The 13,600-nt window shown below is 70.7% G+C and carries 14 protein-coding genes; 9 read left to right on the top strand and 5 right to left on the bottom strand.

Features of this window, described 5'->3' with window-relative positions; all coding sequences use genetic code 11:
• Positions 1-56: 56 nt before the first annotated feature.
• Complete coding sequence (locus WMF11_RS16485) at positions 57-872, bottom strand: sensor histidine kinase (protein ID WP_437978111.1); 816 nt, start codon at positions 870-872, stop codon at positions 57-59.
• A 348-nt stretch (positions 873-1,220) separates the two neighbouring features.
• Between WMF11_RS16485 and WMF11_RS16480 the strand changes: the two genes are divergently transcribed.
• The 3 genes from WMF11_RS16480 to WMF11_RS16470 all read left to right on the top strand — a co-directional run bounded on the left by WMF11_RS16480 (position 1,221) and on the right by WMF11_RS16470 (position 3,575).
• Complete coding sequence (locus WMF11_RS16480) at positions 1,221-1,685, top strand: response regulator (protein ID WP_012235586.1); 465 nt, start codon at positions 1,221-1,223, stop codon at positions 1,683-1,685.
• 228 nt (positions 1,686-1,913) lie between these two features.
• Positions 1,914-2,342: a response regulator gene (locus WMF11_RS16475; RefSeq protein ID WP_012235585.1), complete on the top strand. Its 429-nt coding sequence runs from the start codon at positions 1,914-1,916 to the stop codon at positions 2,340-2,342.
• 240 nt (positions 2,343-2,582) lie between these two features.
• Complete coding sequence (locus tag WMF11_RS16470; RefSeq protein WP_437552811.1) at positions 2,583-3,575, top strand: sensor histidine kinase; 993 nt, start codon at positions 2,583-2,585, stop codon at positions 3,573-3,575.
• A 93-nt stretch (positions 3,576-3,668) separates the two neighbouring features.
• Here WMF11_RS16470 and dapE read toward each other — a convergent pair whose 3' ends face one another.
• Genes dapE through ndk form a run of 4 tightly spaced genes read right to left on the bottom strand, consistent with a single transcriptional unit; the run spans position 3,669 to position 7,014 of the window.
• Positions 3,669-4,772, bottom strand: coding sequence for a succinyl-diaminopimelate desuccinylase (gene dapE, locus WMF11_RS16465; RefSeq protein WP_012235583.1), 1,104 nt, complete (start codon positions 4,770-4,772; stop codon positions 3,669-3,671).
• On the bottom strand, positions 4,769-5,644 hold the full coding sequence (locus WMF11_RS16460; RefSeq protein ID WP_437978110.1) for a 2,3,4,5-tetrahydropyridine-2,6-dicarboxylate N-succinyltransferase: 876 nt from the start codon (positions 5,642-5,644) through the stop codon (positions 4,769-4,771). Before WMF11_RS16460 ends, dapE begins: the two co-directional genes overlap by 4 nt.
• 42 nt (positions 5,645-5,686) lie before the next feature.
• Positions 5,687-6,580, bottom strand: coding sequence for a hypothetical protein (locus tag WMF11_RS16455; protein ID WP_437552809.1), 894 nt, complete (start codon positions 6,578-6,580; stop codon positions 5,687-5,689).
• The gene (gene ndk / locus WMF11_RS16450; protein ID WP_437552808.1) at positions 6,580-7,014 is read right to left on the bottom strand and encodes a nucleoside-diphosphate kinase; all 435 of its coding nucleotides are present in this window, start codon (positions 7,012-7,014) and stop codon (positions 6,580-6,582) included. Before ndk ends, WMF11_RS16455 begins: the two co-directional genes overlap by 1 nt.
• A gap of 333 nt (positions 7,015-7,347) precedes the next feature.
• Here ndk and WMF11_RS16445 point away from each other — a divergent pair, with 333 nt between their 5' ends.
• From WMF11_RS16445 to pstB, 6 genes are all read left to right on the top strand, one after another.
• Positions 7,348-8,043 (top strand): response regulator, encoded by a 696-nt coding sequence (locus WMF11_RS16445; protein ID WP_437536566.1) that lies wholly within the window; start codon positions 7,348-7,350, stop codon positions 8,041-8,043.
• Between the two features lie 7 nt (positions 8,044-8,050).
• Entirely contained in the window at positions 8,051-9,547 is a 1,497-nt protein-coding gene (locus WMF11_RS16440) for an ATP-binding protein (protein ID WP_437978109.1), read from the top strand.
• Between the two features lie 96 nt (positions 9,548-9,643).
• Positions 9,644-10,753 (top strand): phosphate ABC transporter substrate-binding protein PstS, encoded by a 1,110-nt coding sequence (gene pstS / locus WMF11_RS16435; protein ID WP_437909309.1) that lies wholly within the window; start codon positions 9,644-9,646, stop codon positions 10,751-10,753.
• 80 nt (positions 10,754-10,833) lie between these two features.
• Positions 10,834-11,817, top strand: a complete 984-nt coding sequence (gene pstC, locus WMF11_RS16430) for a phosphate ABC transporter permease subunit PstC (RefSeq protein ID WP_437909307.1) — start codon at positions 10,834-10,836, stop codon at positions 11,815-11,817.
• A complete protein-coding gene (gene pstA / locus WMF11_RS16425; RefSeq protein ID WP_437552804.1) occupies positions 11,814-12,725 on the top strand; it encodes a phosphate ABC transporter permease PstA in 912 nt (303 codons plus the stop codon). The genes pstC and pstA overlap by 4 nt, the downstream gene beginning before the upstream one ends.
• Before the next feature lie 9 nt (positions 12,726-12,734).
• Positions 12,735-13,598: a phosphate ABC transporter ATP-binding protein PstB gene (gene pstB, locus WMF11_RS16420; RefSeq protein ID WP_437909305.1), complete on the top strand. Its 864-nt coding sequence runs from the start codon at positions 12,735-12,737 to the stop codon at positions 13,596-13,598.
• Positions 13,599-13,600 lie beyond the last annotated feature (2 nt).

Genomic DNA, 13,600 nt, shown 5'->3' with positions numbered 1-13,600 from the left:
CCTAGACGAAGTCTTCATCGGACACGATCCGCGCGTTGCGAGCCCAGGGCAGGATCTCATCCGTCATCGCCGCTCGCGCTTGCCGCACGGCCGCGATCCGTCGTTTCGGTCGAGCCGGGGGGCGAGCCCCGCCGAACGCCGCCGAGAGAGCACGTGAATCGCAGCCCCGTCGCGGAGAGCCCCGAGGCCGGCTCCGTGGAGCCGCCGTCCGCGCGCTCGGACGACGGCTCCACGGTCAGCCCGCCCCCGTGCGCGCCGAGGATGCCACGCGCGATGGCGAGCCCGAGGCCCAGCCGCTCTCGACGGCGCGGCGCGACAGGGTCGGCGGGGATCGCCGCCCGCTCGCCGAACGGATCGAGCAGCCGGGCGAGCGGCTCGGGCGCGACGGGGCCGGCCTCGTCGATGACGGTCACCATCGCCTCGCCGCCAGAGATCGAGACACGCATCTGCACGGGGCGATCGCGCGAGCGCAGGATGGCGAAGCCGAGCACGTACTCGAGCGCCACCCGGAGCAGCTCCGGATCCCCCTCCACGGGCGCGCCCCCGTCGGGCTCGGCGTCGAAGGAGATGCGCACGCCGCGCGCGGCGGCCGCTTCCTCGAGATGCCCCGCCGCGCGGCGGGCGAGCTCGCCAGCATCACACGAGGCGATCGCCATGGGACGGCTGGCGTCCTGGCGGAGCCAGATGGAGTTGTCGAACTCGTCGAGCAGCCGCTTCAGCCGCTCGCCCGCGCCGCGCACGCGCTCCAGCATGTCCCGCGGGGCCGCCCCGAGGTCCTTCTGGTAACGCAGGAGATAGTGGACCCCGGCCAGCATGGTCGCCAGCTCGCCCCGAAGATCGTGGCCCACACGCGCGAAGAACTCGTCATCCATCCACATAAACGCCTGCTCCGAATATGCAGCAGCGCGGACCGCGAGCATCAGACGAGCAAGCCAACTGTCGTCGGGGCTCCCCCGAAACAGCGGTCGCCGGAGGCTGGGGGTGAACCGCGCAGAGACCCCCATCTGCGCTGGACAGTTGATGGTTGCGGATAAGCGACCTGGGCACAAGGTGTACCTGGGGTTCAGGTTCCGCCTCCACCAGCGCAGGGGGGCCTTTCCAGAAACGCCGGCGGGAGGCCGTTGCTCTTCGTTGCTCTCCTTCCACGCTTCCGCGCATCACAGCGCATCGAAGCCCGAGCACCTGGGGAGCGCTGTCAGCCGAGCCGCGAGCGGGGGAGCATGTCCGAGGCAGAGCGCAGAGAGTTCACCGAGCATCACGACGAGCAGGGAGACGAGGATACCCTGGTGATCGAGCGGCGGCGCCGGGTCCTCATCGTCGATGATGATCCCGATTTCCTCGTCATGGCGGAGGCGGCGCTCGCTGCGCACGGCTTCCTGGTAGAGCGGGCAGCCGGCGGGTTGCGTGGCGTGTTCCTCGCGACGCAGGACGTGCCGGATGTGATCCTGTGTGACCTGAGGATGCCCGGCATCGACGGCTTCGTCGTCGCCGAGGCGCTGCGCGCCGATCCGGCGACCCAGCACGTCGCCATCTTCGCGTGCACTGGCCGGCGCGATCTCGAGGCCCGCGCCGCCCTCAACGCCTCGGCGTTCGACGGTGTCCTCGTGAAGCCGGTCGACTGGGACAGCGCCGCTCGTTTGCTCCACGAGATCGTCGGCGTCCGCCGCCCCTACGGACCCACCTAGGGCACGTCAGGAGCAACCTGAAACCCCTTCAGGGCAAATGCAGGATAACCCCTGCGCGGGAGGGGAAATGCCCGGCATTGTGCCCGCAATCAGGTATACAAACATGACGTGACCCGAGCGGATCGCCCCCCTACATGACCCTGCGTGAGAGGCCGGCCGAGCGATGCCGGAGCCCCTTACGATCGATCGGGCGGCGCGGCGCGCCGAGGAATGGAAAGGTTCACTGGGATGGAAGTGAAGTCTGATGACAACGCGGTCTCGCCGCTCGTCCTGGTCGTGGACGACTTCCAGGACAACCGGGAGATGTTCGCGGAGTACTTGTCTTTCTCCGGGTTCCGCGTGGCCGAGGCGGCGACGGGGCGCGAGGCGCTCGACCGCGCCTTCGAGCTGATCCCGGACCTCATCCTGATGGATCTCTCGCTCCCCGAGATCGACGGCTGGGAGGCGACCCGCCACCTCAAGAGCGATCCTCGCACCATGAGGATCCCCATCGTCGCCCTCACGGGTCACACGCTCGCGGGGCACTCGCGCGAGGCGAAGGACGCGGGGTGCGACGCCTTCCTGACGAAGCCGTGTCTGCCGGACACGCTCGTGCTCGAGATTCGCCGCCTCCTGTCGCGCGGCAGCGCGTCATCGCAGCCGGAAAGCGCGCCCTGACGCGCCGCGAATCCCCCTCCACGGAACCGGCGAAACCTACACAGCGCGCACGAGCTCGCGAGATCCGCGAGGCGCGTGCCCTCCGCGAGACCGCGGCGAGACTGCGGCGAGACTGCGGCGAGACTGCGAATAACGCACCTGCGCTCCCGCGCTGCCAGGACTTGACTGCGGCACCACCTGACTATTCTCGGCCCGGTCTTTCTGGCTAACTGAGTGCTTGAGAGGCACGAGGGGACAAGAATGGCGGGGGTGACGAGAAAAAAAGCCGGGAAGAACGCGGCGGACGGCGCGGACGCAGCGCACGGCCGCACGCTCCGCGGGCGCACAACGGCGGCGCCCCTGCGCGCTCCGAAGCGGGGCTCGACGTCCGCCGCGGCGAGCGGGCCTCGATCCGCGGGACCAGCGACCTTGCGCGCCAGGGCGCCCAGGCGATCGAAGGCGGACGCGGAGCGGCTCGCCCCGCGGGGCGACGCGGCCAAGCGCGAGCGGATCATCGAGGAGCAGCGCCAGCTCCTCGAGCGCCGCGCGGAGGCGGCAGAGCGCATCCTGCGCGAGACCGTATCCACCATCTCTCACGACCTCAGGAACTCGCTGAGCGTGATCGTCGTGAGCGCCCGCATGCTGATGCGATCCGTCCCTCAGGAGGGCCCGGGCAGGCGGCAGCTCGAGGCGATCACCCGCGCGGCGGACGAGATCAACCAGCTCGCGCAGGACCTGATCGACGCCATGAGCATCGAGAGCGGATCGCTGAAGGTCGGCAAAGGCGCGCACGAGGTCGAGCCGATCCTCGACAAGGCGATCGAGCTCATGGCGCCCACGGTCGCGCTGAAGCCGCTCGAGATCGCGAAGGAGCTGCCGCACGAGCTGCCGCCCATCGCGTGCGATCGGGAGCGCATCGTCCAGGTCATCGCCACCCTGCTCGGCAACGCGATGCGCTTCACGCCGAAGGGCGGACGCATCACGGTGCGCGCCGAGCCGTCGGGCACCGACGCGCGATTCTCGATCTCCGATACAGGGCCTGGCATCTCCCCGGAGCAACGACCGCTGCTCTTCGCTCGCCACGCGCCCCCTCGAAGGCCCATGGGACAAGGGATGGGGCTCGCGGCGTTCGTCACCAAGGGCATCGTGGAGGCCCACGGCGGTACGATCTGGGTCGAGAGCTCGCCCGGCCAGGGGAGCACGTTCTTCTTCACCATCCCCGCCGCCGGGCTCTCGGTGCGCACGGCCACCTGAAGGGCACGAGCGTCACCGGGGCGCGCCCCGAACGCCGCGCGCGATCAGGCGGCTCCCCCTGACACCGAGCGCGCGCAGCGGGTGCGCGCGGCGTCAGGCCGGTCCGAGCGCCGAGAGCCAGCGGCGGAGGATCGTGCGACCCTCGGACAGCTTTCGGAGCGACGACCACTCGTTGCGCTGGTGCGCTTGGGCGTTCTCGCCGGGGCCGAAGTTGACCGCAGGCACCCCGAGCTCCGCGAAGCGAGCCACGTCGGTCCACGCCTGCTTCGGCTCGACCGCGGCGACGCCCGCCTCGCGCAGCGCGACGACGAGCGGGTGCGACGCGTGCGGCGGCGCCGAAGGGCTGAGGTCGCGCCAGGCGATCTCGGCGCGGCCGTCCACGAGCGCCTCGATGGTCCGCTGCGCCTCCTGGATCGACGTCCCAGGCGGGAAGCGGTGGTTCAGGTTCATCGTGAACTCGTCGGGAACGACGTTCCGCCCGCGCCCGCCCTGCGCCATCGTCGCCGTCGTCACGGCGCGGTAGACGAAGCCGTCGATCTCGACCTCGCGCGGCGCGAGCGCGGCGAGCTCGCACAGGAGCGGGCCCGCCTTGTAGATGGCGTTCTCCCCTTGCCACGGCCGCGCGCTGTGCGCCGTCCGCCCGCGGAACGTCAGCCCCGCGTGGAGCGACCCGCTCGCGCCGAGGCTCAGCCGGTTGTCGCTCGGCTCGAGGCACACCGCGAGATCGAGCGCGCGCAGGTCCGGCTCGCGCTCGATGACCAGCGCGAGCTCGTTCTCCAGGTACGGCCCCTCCTCCCGCGCGTAGAACACGAGCGTCAGATCCACGCCCGCGATCGCCTCCCGCTCGCCCTCGACGAGGTCGAGCATCAGCGCGAGCCCCGACTTCATGTCGCTCGCGCCGGGGCCGTAGAGGCGATCCCCCTCGATCCGCGGCGGCCCGTCGTGCGAGGTGCGCACCACGTCGAGGTGCCCGGCCAGCGCGATCTTCGGGCCGCCCGTGCCCTGCGTCACCTGCACGACGAGCGAGTCGCCGTGGCGGCGCACCGGCGCGGCGAGCCGAGCCCGACCGAGCCGCTCCGCCACCGCGCAGCACAGCTCCTGCTCTTCGCCCGTGGGCGACGGGACGGAGCAGAGCCAGAGCAGCGTGTCCGCGAGATCGGCCGCGGCCGCCGCGTCCGCGTCGGCGCGCGCGCTCACACCGGCACCGCGAAATCTCGCAGCGCCGCGTTCAGCGACACCTTGCGATCCGTCGCCTCGCTCCGCTTGCCGATGATGAGCGCGCAGGGGACCGAGAACTCCCCTGCGGGGAAGCGCTTCGGCCGCGTCCCCGGGATCACCACGCTGCGCGCGGGCACCCGGCCGCGGTGCTCGACGACCTCCGGCCCCGTGACGTCCAGGATCGCCGTCGACGCGGTGAGCACCACGCCGGCGCCGAGCACCGCCTCCTCCTCGACCACGACGCCCTCCACCACGATCACGCGGGAGCCCACGAAGACGCCGTCCTCGATGATCACCGGCCGCGCCCCCGGCGGCTCGAGCACCCCGCCGATGCCGACGCCCCCGGCGAGGTGCACCCCTCGCCCGATCTGCGCGCAGCTGCCGACCGTCGCCCAGGTGTCGACCATCGACCCCGAGCCGACCCACGCGCCGATGTTCACGTAGCCGGGCATCACGATCGCGCCCTGCTCGAGGAACGCGCCGTAACGCACCGTCCCCGGCGGGACGACGCGCACGCCCGCCTTGTCGAGGCCGCGCTTGAGCGGGATCTTGTCGTGGAACTCGAAGGGGCCGACCTCCATCACGCTCATGCTGCGGAGCGAGAAGTAGAGGAGGATCGCCTCCTTGATCCACGCGTGCGTCACCCACCTGTGCGGGGCGCCCTCGCCGGTGGACGCCGCGCCTTCGCCGCCCGCCTGCGCGGTCTTGTCGGGCTCGGCGACGCGGAGCAGGCCTTGATCGAGGCTCTCGATCGTGCGGAGGACCGCGGCCTCGTGCGCGGGCGAGCGGAGGAGCTCGCGGTCGCGGAACGCCGCCTCAACGAGGGACTTCATGGATTCTTCGGTGGCCATGGCGCCGCCTTTAGCACGGCCGAGCCAGCACCGGCACCGGGGTCAGAACGTCATGGTGACGACGCGCCCGCCCGTCCCCTCGACGAGCTCGATGCGCGCGCGGCGCGCGACGACGCGGGCCACGGCGGCCGCCCGCTCGCCGCCGTCGCGCAGCACCACGTCGAGGGCGACCGCCGGCGCGCCCTCGCGCGGGCCGCGTTCGGCGATGCGCACCGTCGAGCGCCCGTCCGAGAGGCGGGACACGGCGAGGTGCGGGCTGGCCACGCCCGCGGCGCTGACCATGCCGACCGCGAGCTCCATGAGCCCGCTCACGGCGCGCACGTCGCCCTCCACCTCGTTGGCGCGGCCATCGGAGGAGGCGACCGAGATGCCGACAACGGGCCGCCCCTCGGCCGGGGCGGCGCTCCAGTTGCGGAGCACGTCGATGAGATCGAGCGGCGTCGGGCGCAGCTCGAGGGTCGCGATCACGAGCTCGGACAGGCGAAGCGCGCCGCTCAGCTCCCGGGCCGTCCTGCGCACCGACGCCTCGAGCCCGAGGCGCTGCCGCGCGTCGATGCCGCGCTCGGAGCCGCCGCGATCCGCGCGGCCGCGGCCAGAGCCGCGCGCCGGCGGGGCGCCCGCCGCGGCGCGGGACAGCTCGTCCGTGAGGCGCGCGACCTCGACGCCCGCGTGGCCGAGGACCGCGCAGGCGGCGTCGGCCGCCGCGGCGTCGGCCGCCACGGCGGCGTCTGTCTCGACGAAGCCGTCGCGGACCGCCGCGGACAGGCTGTCGAGGGCAACGACGAGCGCCGCGCACCCCTCGCACACCTCCGGCAGCGCGAGCGCGACCCCGCGCGGCCCGACGCGGCGCGAGCCGAGCAGGTGCGCGAAGCTCTCGATGCCTGCCGCGCCGTCCCGCGCCGCGCCGAGCGCAGCCGCGAGCCGCTCGCCGAGCATCAGGCCGTCGCGCTCGGGGCGACCTCGTAACCCGCGAAGAAGTAGCCGATCTCCCGCGCGGCGGTCGCCGGCTTGTCGGACCCGTGGACCGCGTTCTCGCCCACGTTCGCCCCGTAGAGCTTGCGGATCGTCCCCTCCGCCGCCTTGGCCGGGTCCGTCGCGCCGATGACCTCGCGGTACTTGGCCACCGCGTCCTCGCGCTCGAGCGCCATCACGAGGATGGGGCTGCGCGACATGAACGTCACGAGCTCGTCGAAGAAGCCGCGCCCCCGGTGCTCCGCGTAGAAGCCCTCGGCCTCCGCGCGGGTAAGGTGGATGCGCTTCATCGCTTTGACCGTGAAGCCCTCCTGCTCGAGGCGGGCGACGATCGCGCCGGCCGTGTTCTTTTCCATCGCATCAGGCTTGATGATTGAGAGTGTTCGCTCGAGGGCCATGGGCGGCCCAGTTAGGCGAAAACGCCGAGCGTTGCAAGCGCCACGCATTCCGTCCTGAAAGGCCGCCGCCCGCCTCGCTGCACGACCCGCCGCCCGGCCGCGCTTCCGTCATCGCCGTTGGTCCCCCCGGACCGCTCCAGGCTGCTCTCCCGGCCGCGCCCCCCGGGTGAGGATCGGCCGCGTCCGATGCGCCCGCCGTCCGTCTCGGATCTCCGCGCTCTCCTCGCGCTCGCGCTGCACCTCGTCCTTGTCGCAATTCCGTCTCGCGAGGGCGACGCGCGACACGCGCGATCGACATCAAGCTGTCACAATGCGCTGCTAGATACATCCGCCATGCCGAGCCATGTGCTCATCGTGGAGGACGAGCGCGACCTGCAGCGCGTCCTCACCTACAACTTCCGTCAGGCTGGGTTCGATGTGGTGTCCGCGGGGAGCGGAGAGACAGCGCTCCGGGCGGTCAAGGAGGAGCGGTTCGATCTCGTCCTGCTCGACCTGATGCTCCCGGACATGTCGGGCACGGAGATCTGCCGCCGCCTCAAGCAGAACCCGCAGACCTCGGCGGTGCCCGTCATCATGGTCACGGCCAAGGGCGAGGAGATCGACCGGATCGTCGGCTTCGAGCTCGGGGCCGACGACTACGTCGTCAAGCCGTTCAGCGTGCGCGAGCTCATCCTGCGCGCGCGGGCGATCCTCAAGCGCTCGGAGAGCCCGGCGTCGGCGCCGGAGAAGTTCGATTTCGGCATCCTGCGGGTCGACCGCGCCGCGCACCGGGCCTGGGTGCAGGAGGCCGAGATCGCGCTGACCGCGCTCGAGTTCCGCCTGCTCATGATGCTCTACGATCGCCGCGGGCGCGTGCTGTCGCGCGATCTCCTGCTCGACGAGGTGTGGGGCTCGCACGTCGACGTCACCGCGCGCAACGTCGACACCCACGTGAAGCGCGTCCGCGAGAAGCTCGGGGCGGCGGGCGACTACATCGAGACCGTGCGCGGCGTCGGCTACCGGTTCCGCGCCGAGCCCGAGATCGCCTAGAGGGCCCATGCGCTTGCCGAGGGGGCTGGGCATCGGCGCGAAGCTCGCGGCGGGGACGGTGCTCGCCCTCCTCGTCGCTGGCGTCCCGATCGAGCGCCTCGCCGCGCGCGACATGGAGGCGGCGCTGCTCGCGGAGCACAGCCCGCGCGCGGCCGTCGACGCCGCGCTCCTTCGCTCGCGGCGCACCCTGCTGCTCGGCATGGGCACCATGATCGTCGTCGCCGTCTCGGTCGGCTCCGCCACGGCCTTCTTCGTCACGCGCCCGATCCGGAGGCTGACCCGCTTCGCGCAGGCGATGTCCGAGGGCGACCTGTCGACGCGCGCCCCGCTGCGCGGCTCGGGCGAGCTCCGCCAGCTCGCGCGCGCGCTGAACCACCTCACGAGCGAGCTCTCCCGCTCCACCGCCGAGGTGCGGACGGAGCGCGCCCTGCTCGCGGGCATCCTCGACGGGATGAGCGAGGGCGTCCTCGTGCTCGATCGCGACGGGAGGATCCTCCTCGCCAACCGGGCGCTCCGCGCGATGGCCTCCCTCGGCGAGGACGCGCTCGGTCGATCGGTCATCGAGTCGATCCGCAACGCGCGGCTCACCGAGGCGATCCAGCTCGCCGGCCAGCGGGACGAGCCGGTCGACGCCGAGGTCGAGCTCGGGCGGACGCTGCCGAGGCGGCTGCTCGTGCGCGTGTCGCGCCGGAAGGGCCCGGAGCGGCTCGGGCACGATGAGCGCGAGGCCCTCGCCGCGTGGGGCGCGGATCACGACGGCGCGTCCGCCGAGCCGGGGCTCATCGCGGTGTTCCACGACGTCACCGACCTCCGCCGGCTGGAGACGATCCGGACCGACTTCGTCGCCAACGTGTCCCACGAGCTGCGCACCCCAGTCACCGCGATCAGCACCGCCGCCGAGACGCTGCAGCTCGGCGCGCTGAAGGACCCCGACGAGGCCGCCGAGTTCGTCGACGTGATCGATCGGCACGCGAAGCGCCTCCGCCACCTCGTCGACGACCTGCTCGACCTCTCGAAGATCGAGGCGAAGAACTTCCGCCTCGCGCTGTCGGAGCTCGACATCGCCCCCGCCATCGAGCACGTCACGCAGCTGCTCGCCGAGGCGGCGCGCCGGCGCAGGGTCACGCTGACGGTCGACGCCTCCGCGCTCCCGCCCGTCCGGTGCGACCGCCGCGCGCTCGAGCAGGTGCTCATGAACCTGCTCGACAACGCCATCAAGTACGCGGGCGAGGGAGCTCACGTCACGGTGAAGGCGCGCTCGGTCGATCAGCAGGTGACCCTCGCCGTCGTCGACGACGGCCCCGGGATTCCGCCTCACCACCTGGGCCGCATCTTCGAGCGATTCTACCGGGTCGACGCCGGCCGCTCACGCGATCTGGGCGGCACCGGGCTCGGCCTCGCCATCGTGAAGCACCTGGTCGAGCTGATGAACGGCTCGATCGAGGTCGAGAGCGCCATCGGCCGCGGCACCCAGTTCACCGTCCGCCTGGCGCGCGCCGGGTGATCCACGCGAACCACGCAAAGCCAGGAAAGCGCGGTGCTCGCTGTTCCACCTTGCCGTCACCGAGCTGTCACAAACCTCGATTACGCCTTGCTGTGCATGGCTCGAATTCTGCTCACCCTGGCGATGTTCCTCCTGACCGCGGCGTGCGGTCGCTCCGATGCCCCCCAAGACACCGGCTCGCTCCCCGGCGCGAAGAAGGACACCGCGCCGCAGCCGACCGCTGACGGGGACATCACCTTGACGGGCGCGGGCGCGACGTTCCCGTACCCCCTCTACACGAAGTGGATCGCTGAGTTCCAGAAGGCCAACTCCAAGGTCAAGATCAACTACCAGTCCATCGGCTCCGGGGGTGGGATCCGGCAGATCACCGAGCGGACCGTCGACTTCGGCGCCACCGATGCCCCGATGAACGAGGAGCAGCTCGGGAAGGCCGCCGGCATCCTTCACCTGCCGACGTGCCTGGGCGCGGTCGTGCTGACCTACAACCTCGAGGGGGTCCCGTCTGGCCTGAAGCTCACGCCGGAGGCGGCCGCGCACATCTTCCTGGGCAAGATCAAGAAGTGGAACGACCCGGCCCTCCAGAAGGAGAACCCGGACGTGAAGCTCCCCGACAAGGAGATCGCGACGGTCCACCGCTCGGACGGCAGCGGGACGACCAAGATCTTCGTCGACTACCTGAGCGCGGTCAGCCCGGACTGGAAGAGCGGACCCGGGAGCGGGACGAGCGTCAACTGGCCTGGCGGCCTCGGCGCCAAGGGCAACGACGGCGTCTCCGCCCTGATCACGAGCACGCCCGCCTCGATCGGCTACATCGAGCTCGCGTACGCGATGCAGAACAAGCTCACGTTCGCGTCGCTCAAGAACAAGAGCGGGAAGTTCATCACCCCGTCGCTGGAGAGCACGACCGCCGCGGGCGCCGGCGCCGCCGCCAAGATGCCGGACGACCTCCGGATCTCGCTCGTGGACGCCGAGGGCGAGGACGCATACCCCATCGCCGGCTTCACGTACCTGCTCGTGTACCAGGAGCAGAAGGACCTCGCGAAGGGCAAGGTGCTCGGCAGCTTCGTCAAGTGGGCGATGCAAGACGGCCAGAAGTTCACGAACGACCTCCATTACGCCCCGCTGCCCGCGGCTGTGGTCGAGAAGGTCAACAAGAAGCTCGCCGCGCTGGTCGGCCCTGACGGCAAGCCCCTGCTCGCCCCATGACCCCAGGAATGCGCGCCAGCCGCGCGAACGGCGCCCCGCCGTGCGCGGCTGGCGTGCGCGCAGGAGCGCAGGATAGGTCCATGAGCACCGTAGAAGTCCCGATGCAACAAGCCGCCTCGCCGGCGCCGCACAGCGATGCGCCACATGGCACGCGCGGAGCCGATCGAGCGTTCCGCGCCATCCTGACGATGTTCGGCCTCACGGTGCTCGCGGTGCCAGCGCTGATGGTGCTGGAGCTCATCCGATCGTCGCGGCTCGCCATCGACAAGTTCGGGCTGGGGTTCCTCGGCGGGAGCGTGTGGGACCCTGCGCGCGAGGAGTTCGGCGCGCTCCCGTTCGTCTACGGCACGGTCGTCACCTCGCTGATCGCCATCGTGCTCGCCGTCCCCGTCTCGCTCGGCCTCGCGATCTTCCTGTCGGATCTGGCCCCCCACCGGATCCGCAAGCCGCTCGGGTTCATGGTCGAGCTCCTCGCGGCGATCCCGAGCGTCGTGTACGGCTTCTGGGGCATCGCCGTGCTCCGCCCCTGGCTCCGGGACACCGTCGAGCCGGTCATCATCAAGTACTTCGGCTACATCCCTCTCTTCGAGGGTCCGCCGCTCGGATTCGGCATGTTCGCCGCGGGCGTCATCCTCGCCATCATGATCGTCCCGACGATCACGTCGGTGTCGCGGGAGGTGATGCAGGCGGTGCCCCAGCTGCACCGGGAGGCGGCGGTCGGCCTCGGCGCGTGCGCGTGGGACACGATCCGCTACGCGGTCCTCCCGTCGGCGCGCTCCGGCATCATCGGGGCCATCATCCTCGGGCTGAACCGGGCGCTCGGCGAGACGATGGCCGTCACGATGATGATCGGCAACGTCCCGAAGGTGAGCGCGTCGATCTTCCACCCCGGCTATTCGATGGCGAGCGTCATCGCCAACGAGTTCGTCGAGGCGACGAGCGACATGTACGTGTCGGCGCTGTCCAAGATCGCGCTGCTCCTCTTCGGGGTCGCCCTCCTCCTCAACCTCTTCGCCCGGTGGCTCGTGAGCTCGACCAAGAGCAAGCTGGAGAAGCGCGCATGAACAGCGACACCCCTGTCCCCGTGGCGAGCCCCACGAGCGCCCCCCGGCGCACGCTGCTCGAGCCCGCGCCCGGCGAGACGCTGCGCCGCGTACGCAGCTACTTCTTCGAAGGGCTCTGCGTGTCGAGCGCCGTCGTCGTCCTGGTCCCGCTGTTCCTGATCTTCATCTACGTCGTCAGCAAGGGCCTTGGCGGGCTGTCCCTCGACTTCTTCACCCAGCTGCCGAAGCCCGTCGGCGACGAGCGGAGCGGCATGGGCAACGCGGTCGTCGGCACGCTCATCCTCGTCGCCATCGGCTGCGGCATCGGGTTGCCGACGGGCATCCTCGCCGGCATCTACCTGGCCGAGATCGGGCGCGGCAAGCTCGCTGCCGCCATCCGGTTCATCGCCGACGTGCTCGGCGGCGTCCCCTCGATCACCATCGGCGTGTTCGTCTACGCCCTCGTGGTGGTCACGATGAAGCGCTTCTCGGCGCTCGCGGGCGGCATCGCGCTCGCGATCGTGATGCTCCCGACGGTGACCCGCACGACGGAGGAGCTGCTCAAGCTGGTGCCCGCCCACCTCCGCGAGGCGTCGCTCGCCCTCGGCGTGCCGGAGTGGCGCACGAGCCTCCTCGTCGTGCTCCGGACGGCCTCGCCCGGGATCGGCACCGGCGTGATGCTCGCCGTGGCCCGCATCGCCGGCGAGACCGCGCCGGTGCTCCTCACCGCGCTCGGCTCATCGTACTGGAGCTTCGCCATCGACCGCCCCATCGCCTCGCTGCCGGTGCAGATCTGGCGGAACGCCACTTCGCCCTACCCGAAGTGGCAGCAGGAGGCGTGGACAGGCGCCCTCGTGCTGATCGTCATCGTCTTCCTCCTCAACCTGCTCGCGCGCATCGTCACGTCGCGGAGCGTCAAGGCGCGCTAAAGGCACTCGATGAGCTCGTTTGACTCACTGCACCACAAAGTACGGTCCGGGGAACGCCGCAGCGGGCTCGACACCGATGGCATCGACAGCCGCTCCATGGAGCCTGAGGACGAGGCGCCGCCAGCCAAGATCAGCGTCACCCGGCTCAACGCCTATTTTCACAAGTTCCACGCCATCCACGACATCACGCTGAACATCCCCGACGGCCAGGTCACAGCGGTGATCGGCCCGTCCGGGTGCGGGAAGTCGACGTTCCTGCGCTGTCTCAACCGGATGCACGAGCAGGTGCCCGGGGCCTCGGCGAAGGGCTCCGTCATGATCGACGGCGTGAACATCTATGACAAAGCCGTTGACCCGGTGCGTCTGCGGCGCCGCGTCGGCATGGTGTTCCAGAAACCCAACCCGTTTCCAACGATGTCCATCCGCGAGAACGTCCTCGCCGGACACAAGCTGAACGGCATCTCCGTCAAGGATCCCACAGGCCTCGTCGAGAAGTGCCTGCGCCAGGTGGCGCTCTGGGACGAGGTGAAGGACAAGCTCGATCAGTCCGGGCTATCCCTCTCGGGCGGCCAGCAGCAGCGGCTCTGCATCGCCCGCGTCCTCGCGGTGGAGCCGGAGGTGATCCTGCTCGACGAGCCGTGCTCCGCGCTCGATCCCATCGCGACAGCGCGCGTCGAGGAGCTCATCGACGAGCTGAAAGAGCGATATACTTGCGTGCTCGTAACACACAACATGCAGCAGGCCGCGCGGTGCTCTGACTATACCGCCTTCTTCTACATGGGGGACTTGGTGGAGTTCGACAGGACCCAGACGATCTTCACCAACCCCAAGGAGAGCAAGACGGAAGACTACGTCACCGGGAAGTTCGGCTGATG

The sequence above is a fragment of the Sorangium sp. So ce295 genome (assembly GCF_051527405.1).
Taxonomy (GTDB): domain Bacteria; phylum Myxococcota_A; class Polyangia; order Polyangiales; family Polyangiaceae; genus Sorangium; species Sorangium cellulosum_B.
Note: the sequence above shows the minus strand (reverse complement) of the source record. Positions and strands in the feature narration are given on the sequence as shown.

Excerpts from the sequence above, each read along its gene's own strand:
- WMF11_RS16485 (WP_437978111.1), bottom strand. The coding sequence starts at position 872 with ATGGATGACGAGTTCTTCGCGCGTGTGGGCCACGATCTTCGGGGCGAG.
- WMF11_RS16480 (WP_012235586.1), top strand. The coding sequence starts at position 1,221 with ATGTCCGAGGCAGAGCGCAGAGAGTTCACCGAGCATCACGACGAGCAG.
- WMF11_RS16475 (WP_012235585.1), top strand. The coding sequence starts at position 1,914 with ATGGAAGTGAAGTCTGATGACAACGCGGTCTCGCCGCTCGTCCTGGTC.
- WMF11_RS16470 (WP_437552811.1), top strand. The coding sequence starts at position 2,583 with ATGGCGGGGGTGACGAGAAAAAAAGCCGGGAAGAACGCGGCGGACGGC.
- WMF11_RS16460 (WP_437978110.1), bottom strand. The coding sequence starts at position 5,644 with ATGGCCACCGAAGAATCCATGAAGTCCCTCGTTGAGGCGGCGTTCCGC.
- WMF11_RS16455 (WP_437552809.1), bottom strand. The coding sequence starts at position 6,580 with ATGCTCGGCGAGCGGCTCGCGGCTGCGCTCGGCGCGGCGCGGGACGGC.
- ndk (WP_437552808.1), bottom strand. The coding sequence starts at position 7,014 with ATGGCCCTCGAGCGAACACTCTCAATCATCAAGCCTGATGCGATGGAA.
- WMF11_RS16445 (WP_437536566.1), top strand. The coding sequence starts at position 7,348 with ATGCCGAGCCATGTGCTCATCGTGGAGGACGAGCGCGACCTGCAGCGC.
- WMF11_RS16440 (WP_437978109.1), top strand. The coding sequence starts at position 8,051 with ATGCGCTTGCCGAGGGGGCTGGGCATCGGCGCGAAGCTCGCGGCGGGG.
- pstS (WP_437909309.1), top strand. The coding sequence starts at position 9,644 with ATGGCTCGAATTCTGCTCACCCTGGCGATGTTCCTCCTGACCGCGGCG.
- pstC (WP_437909307.1), top strand. The coding sequence starts at position 10,834 with ATGAGCACCGTAGAAGTCCCGATGCAACAAGCCGCCTCGCCGGCGCCG.
- pstA (WP_437552804.1), top strand. The coding sequence starts at position 11,814 with ATGAACAGCGACACCCCTGTCCCCGTGGCGAGCCCCACGAGCGCCCCC.
- pstB (WP_437909305.1), top strand. The coding sequence starts at position 12,735 with ATGAGCTCGTTTGACTCACTGCACCACAAAGTACGGTCCGGGGAACGC.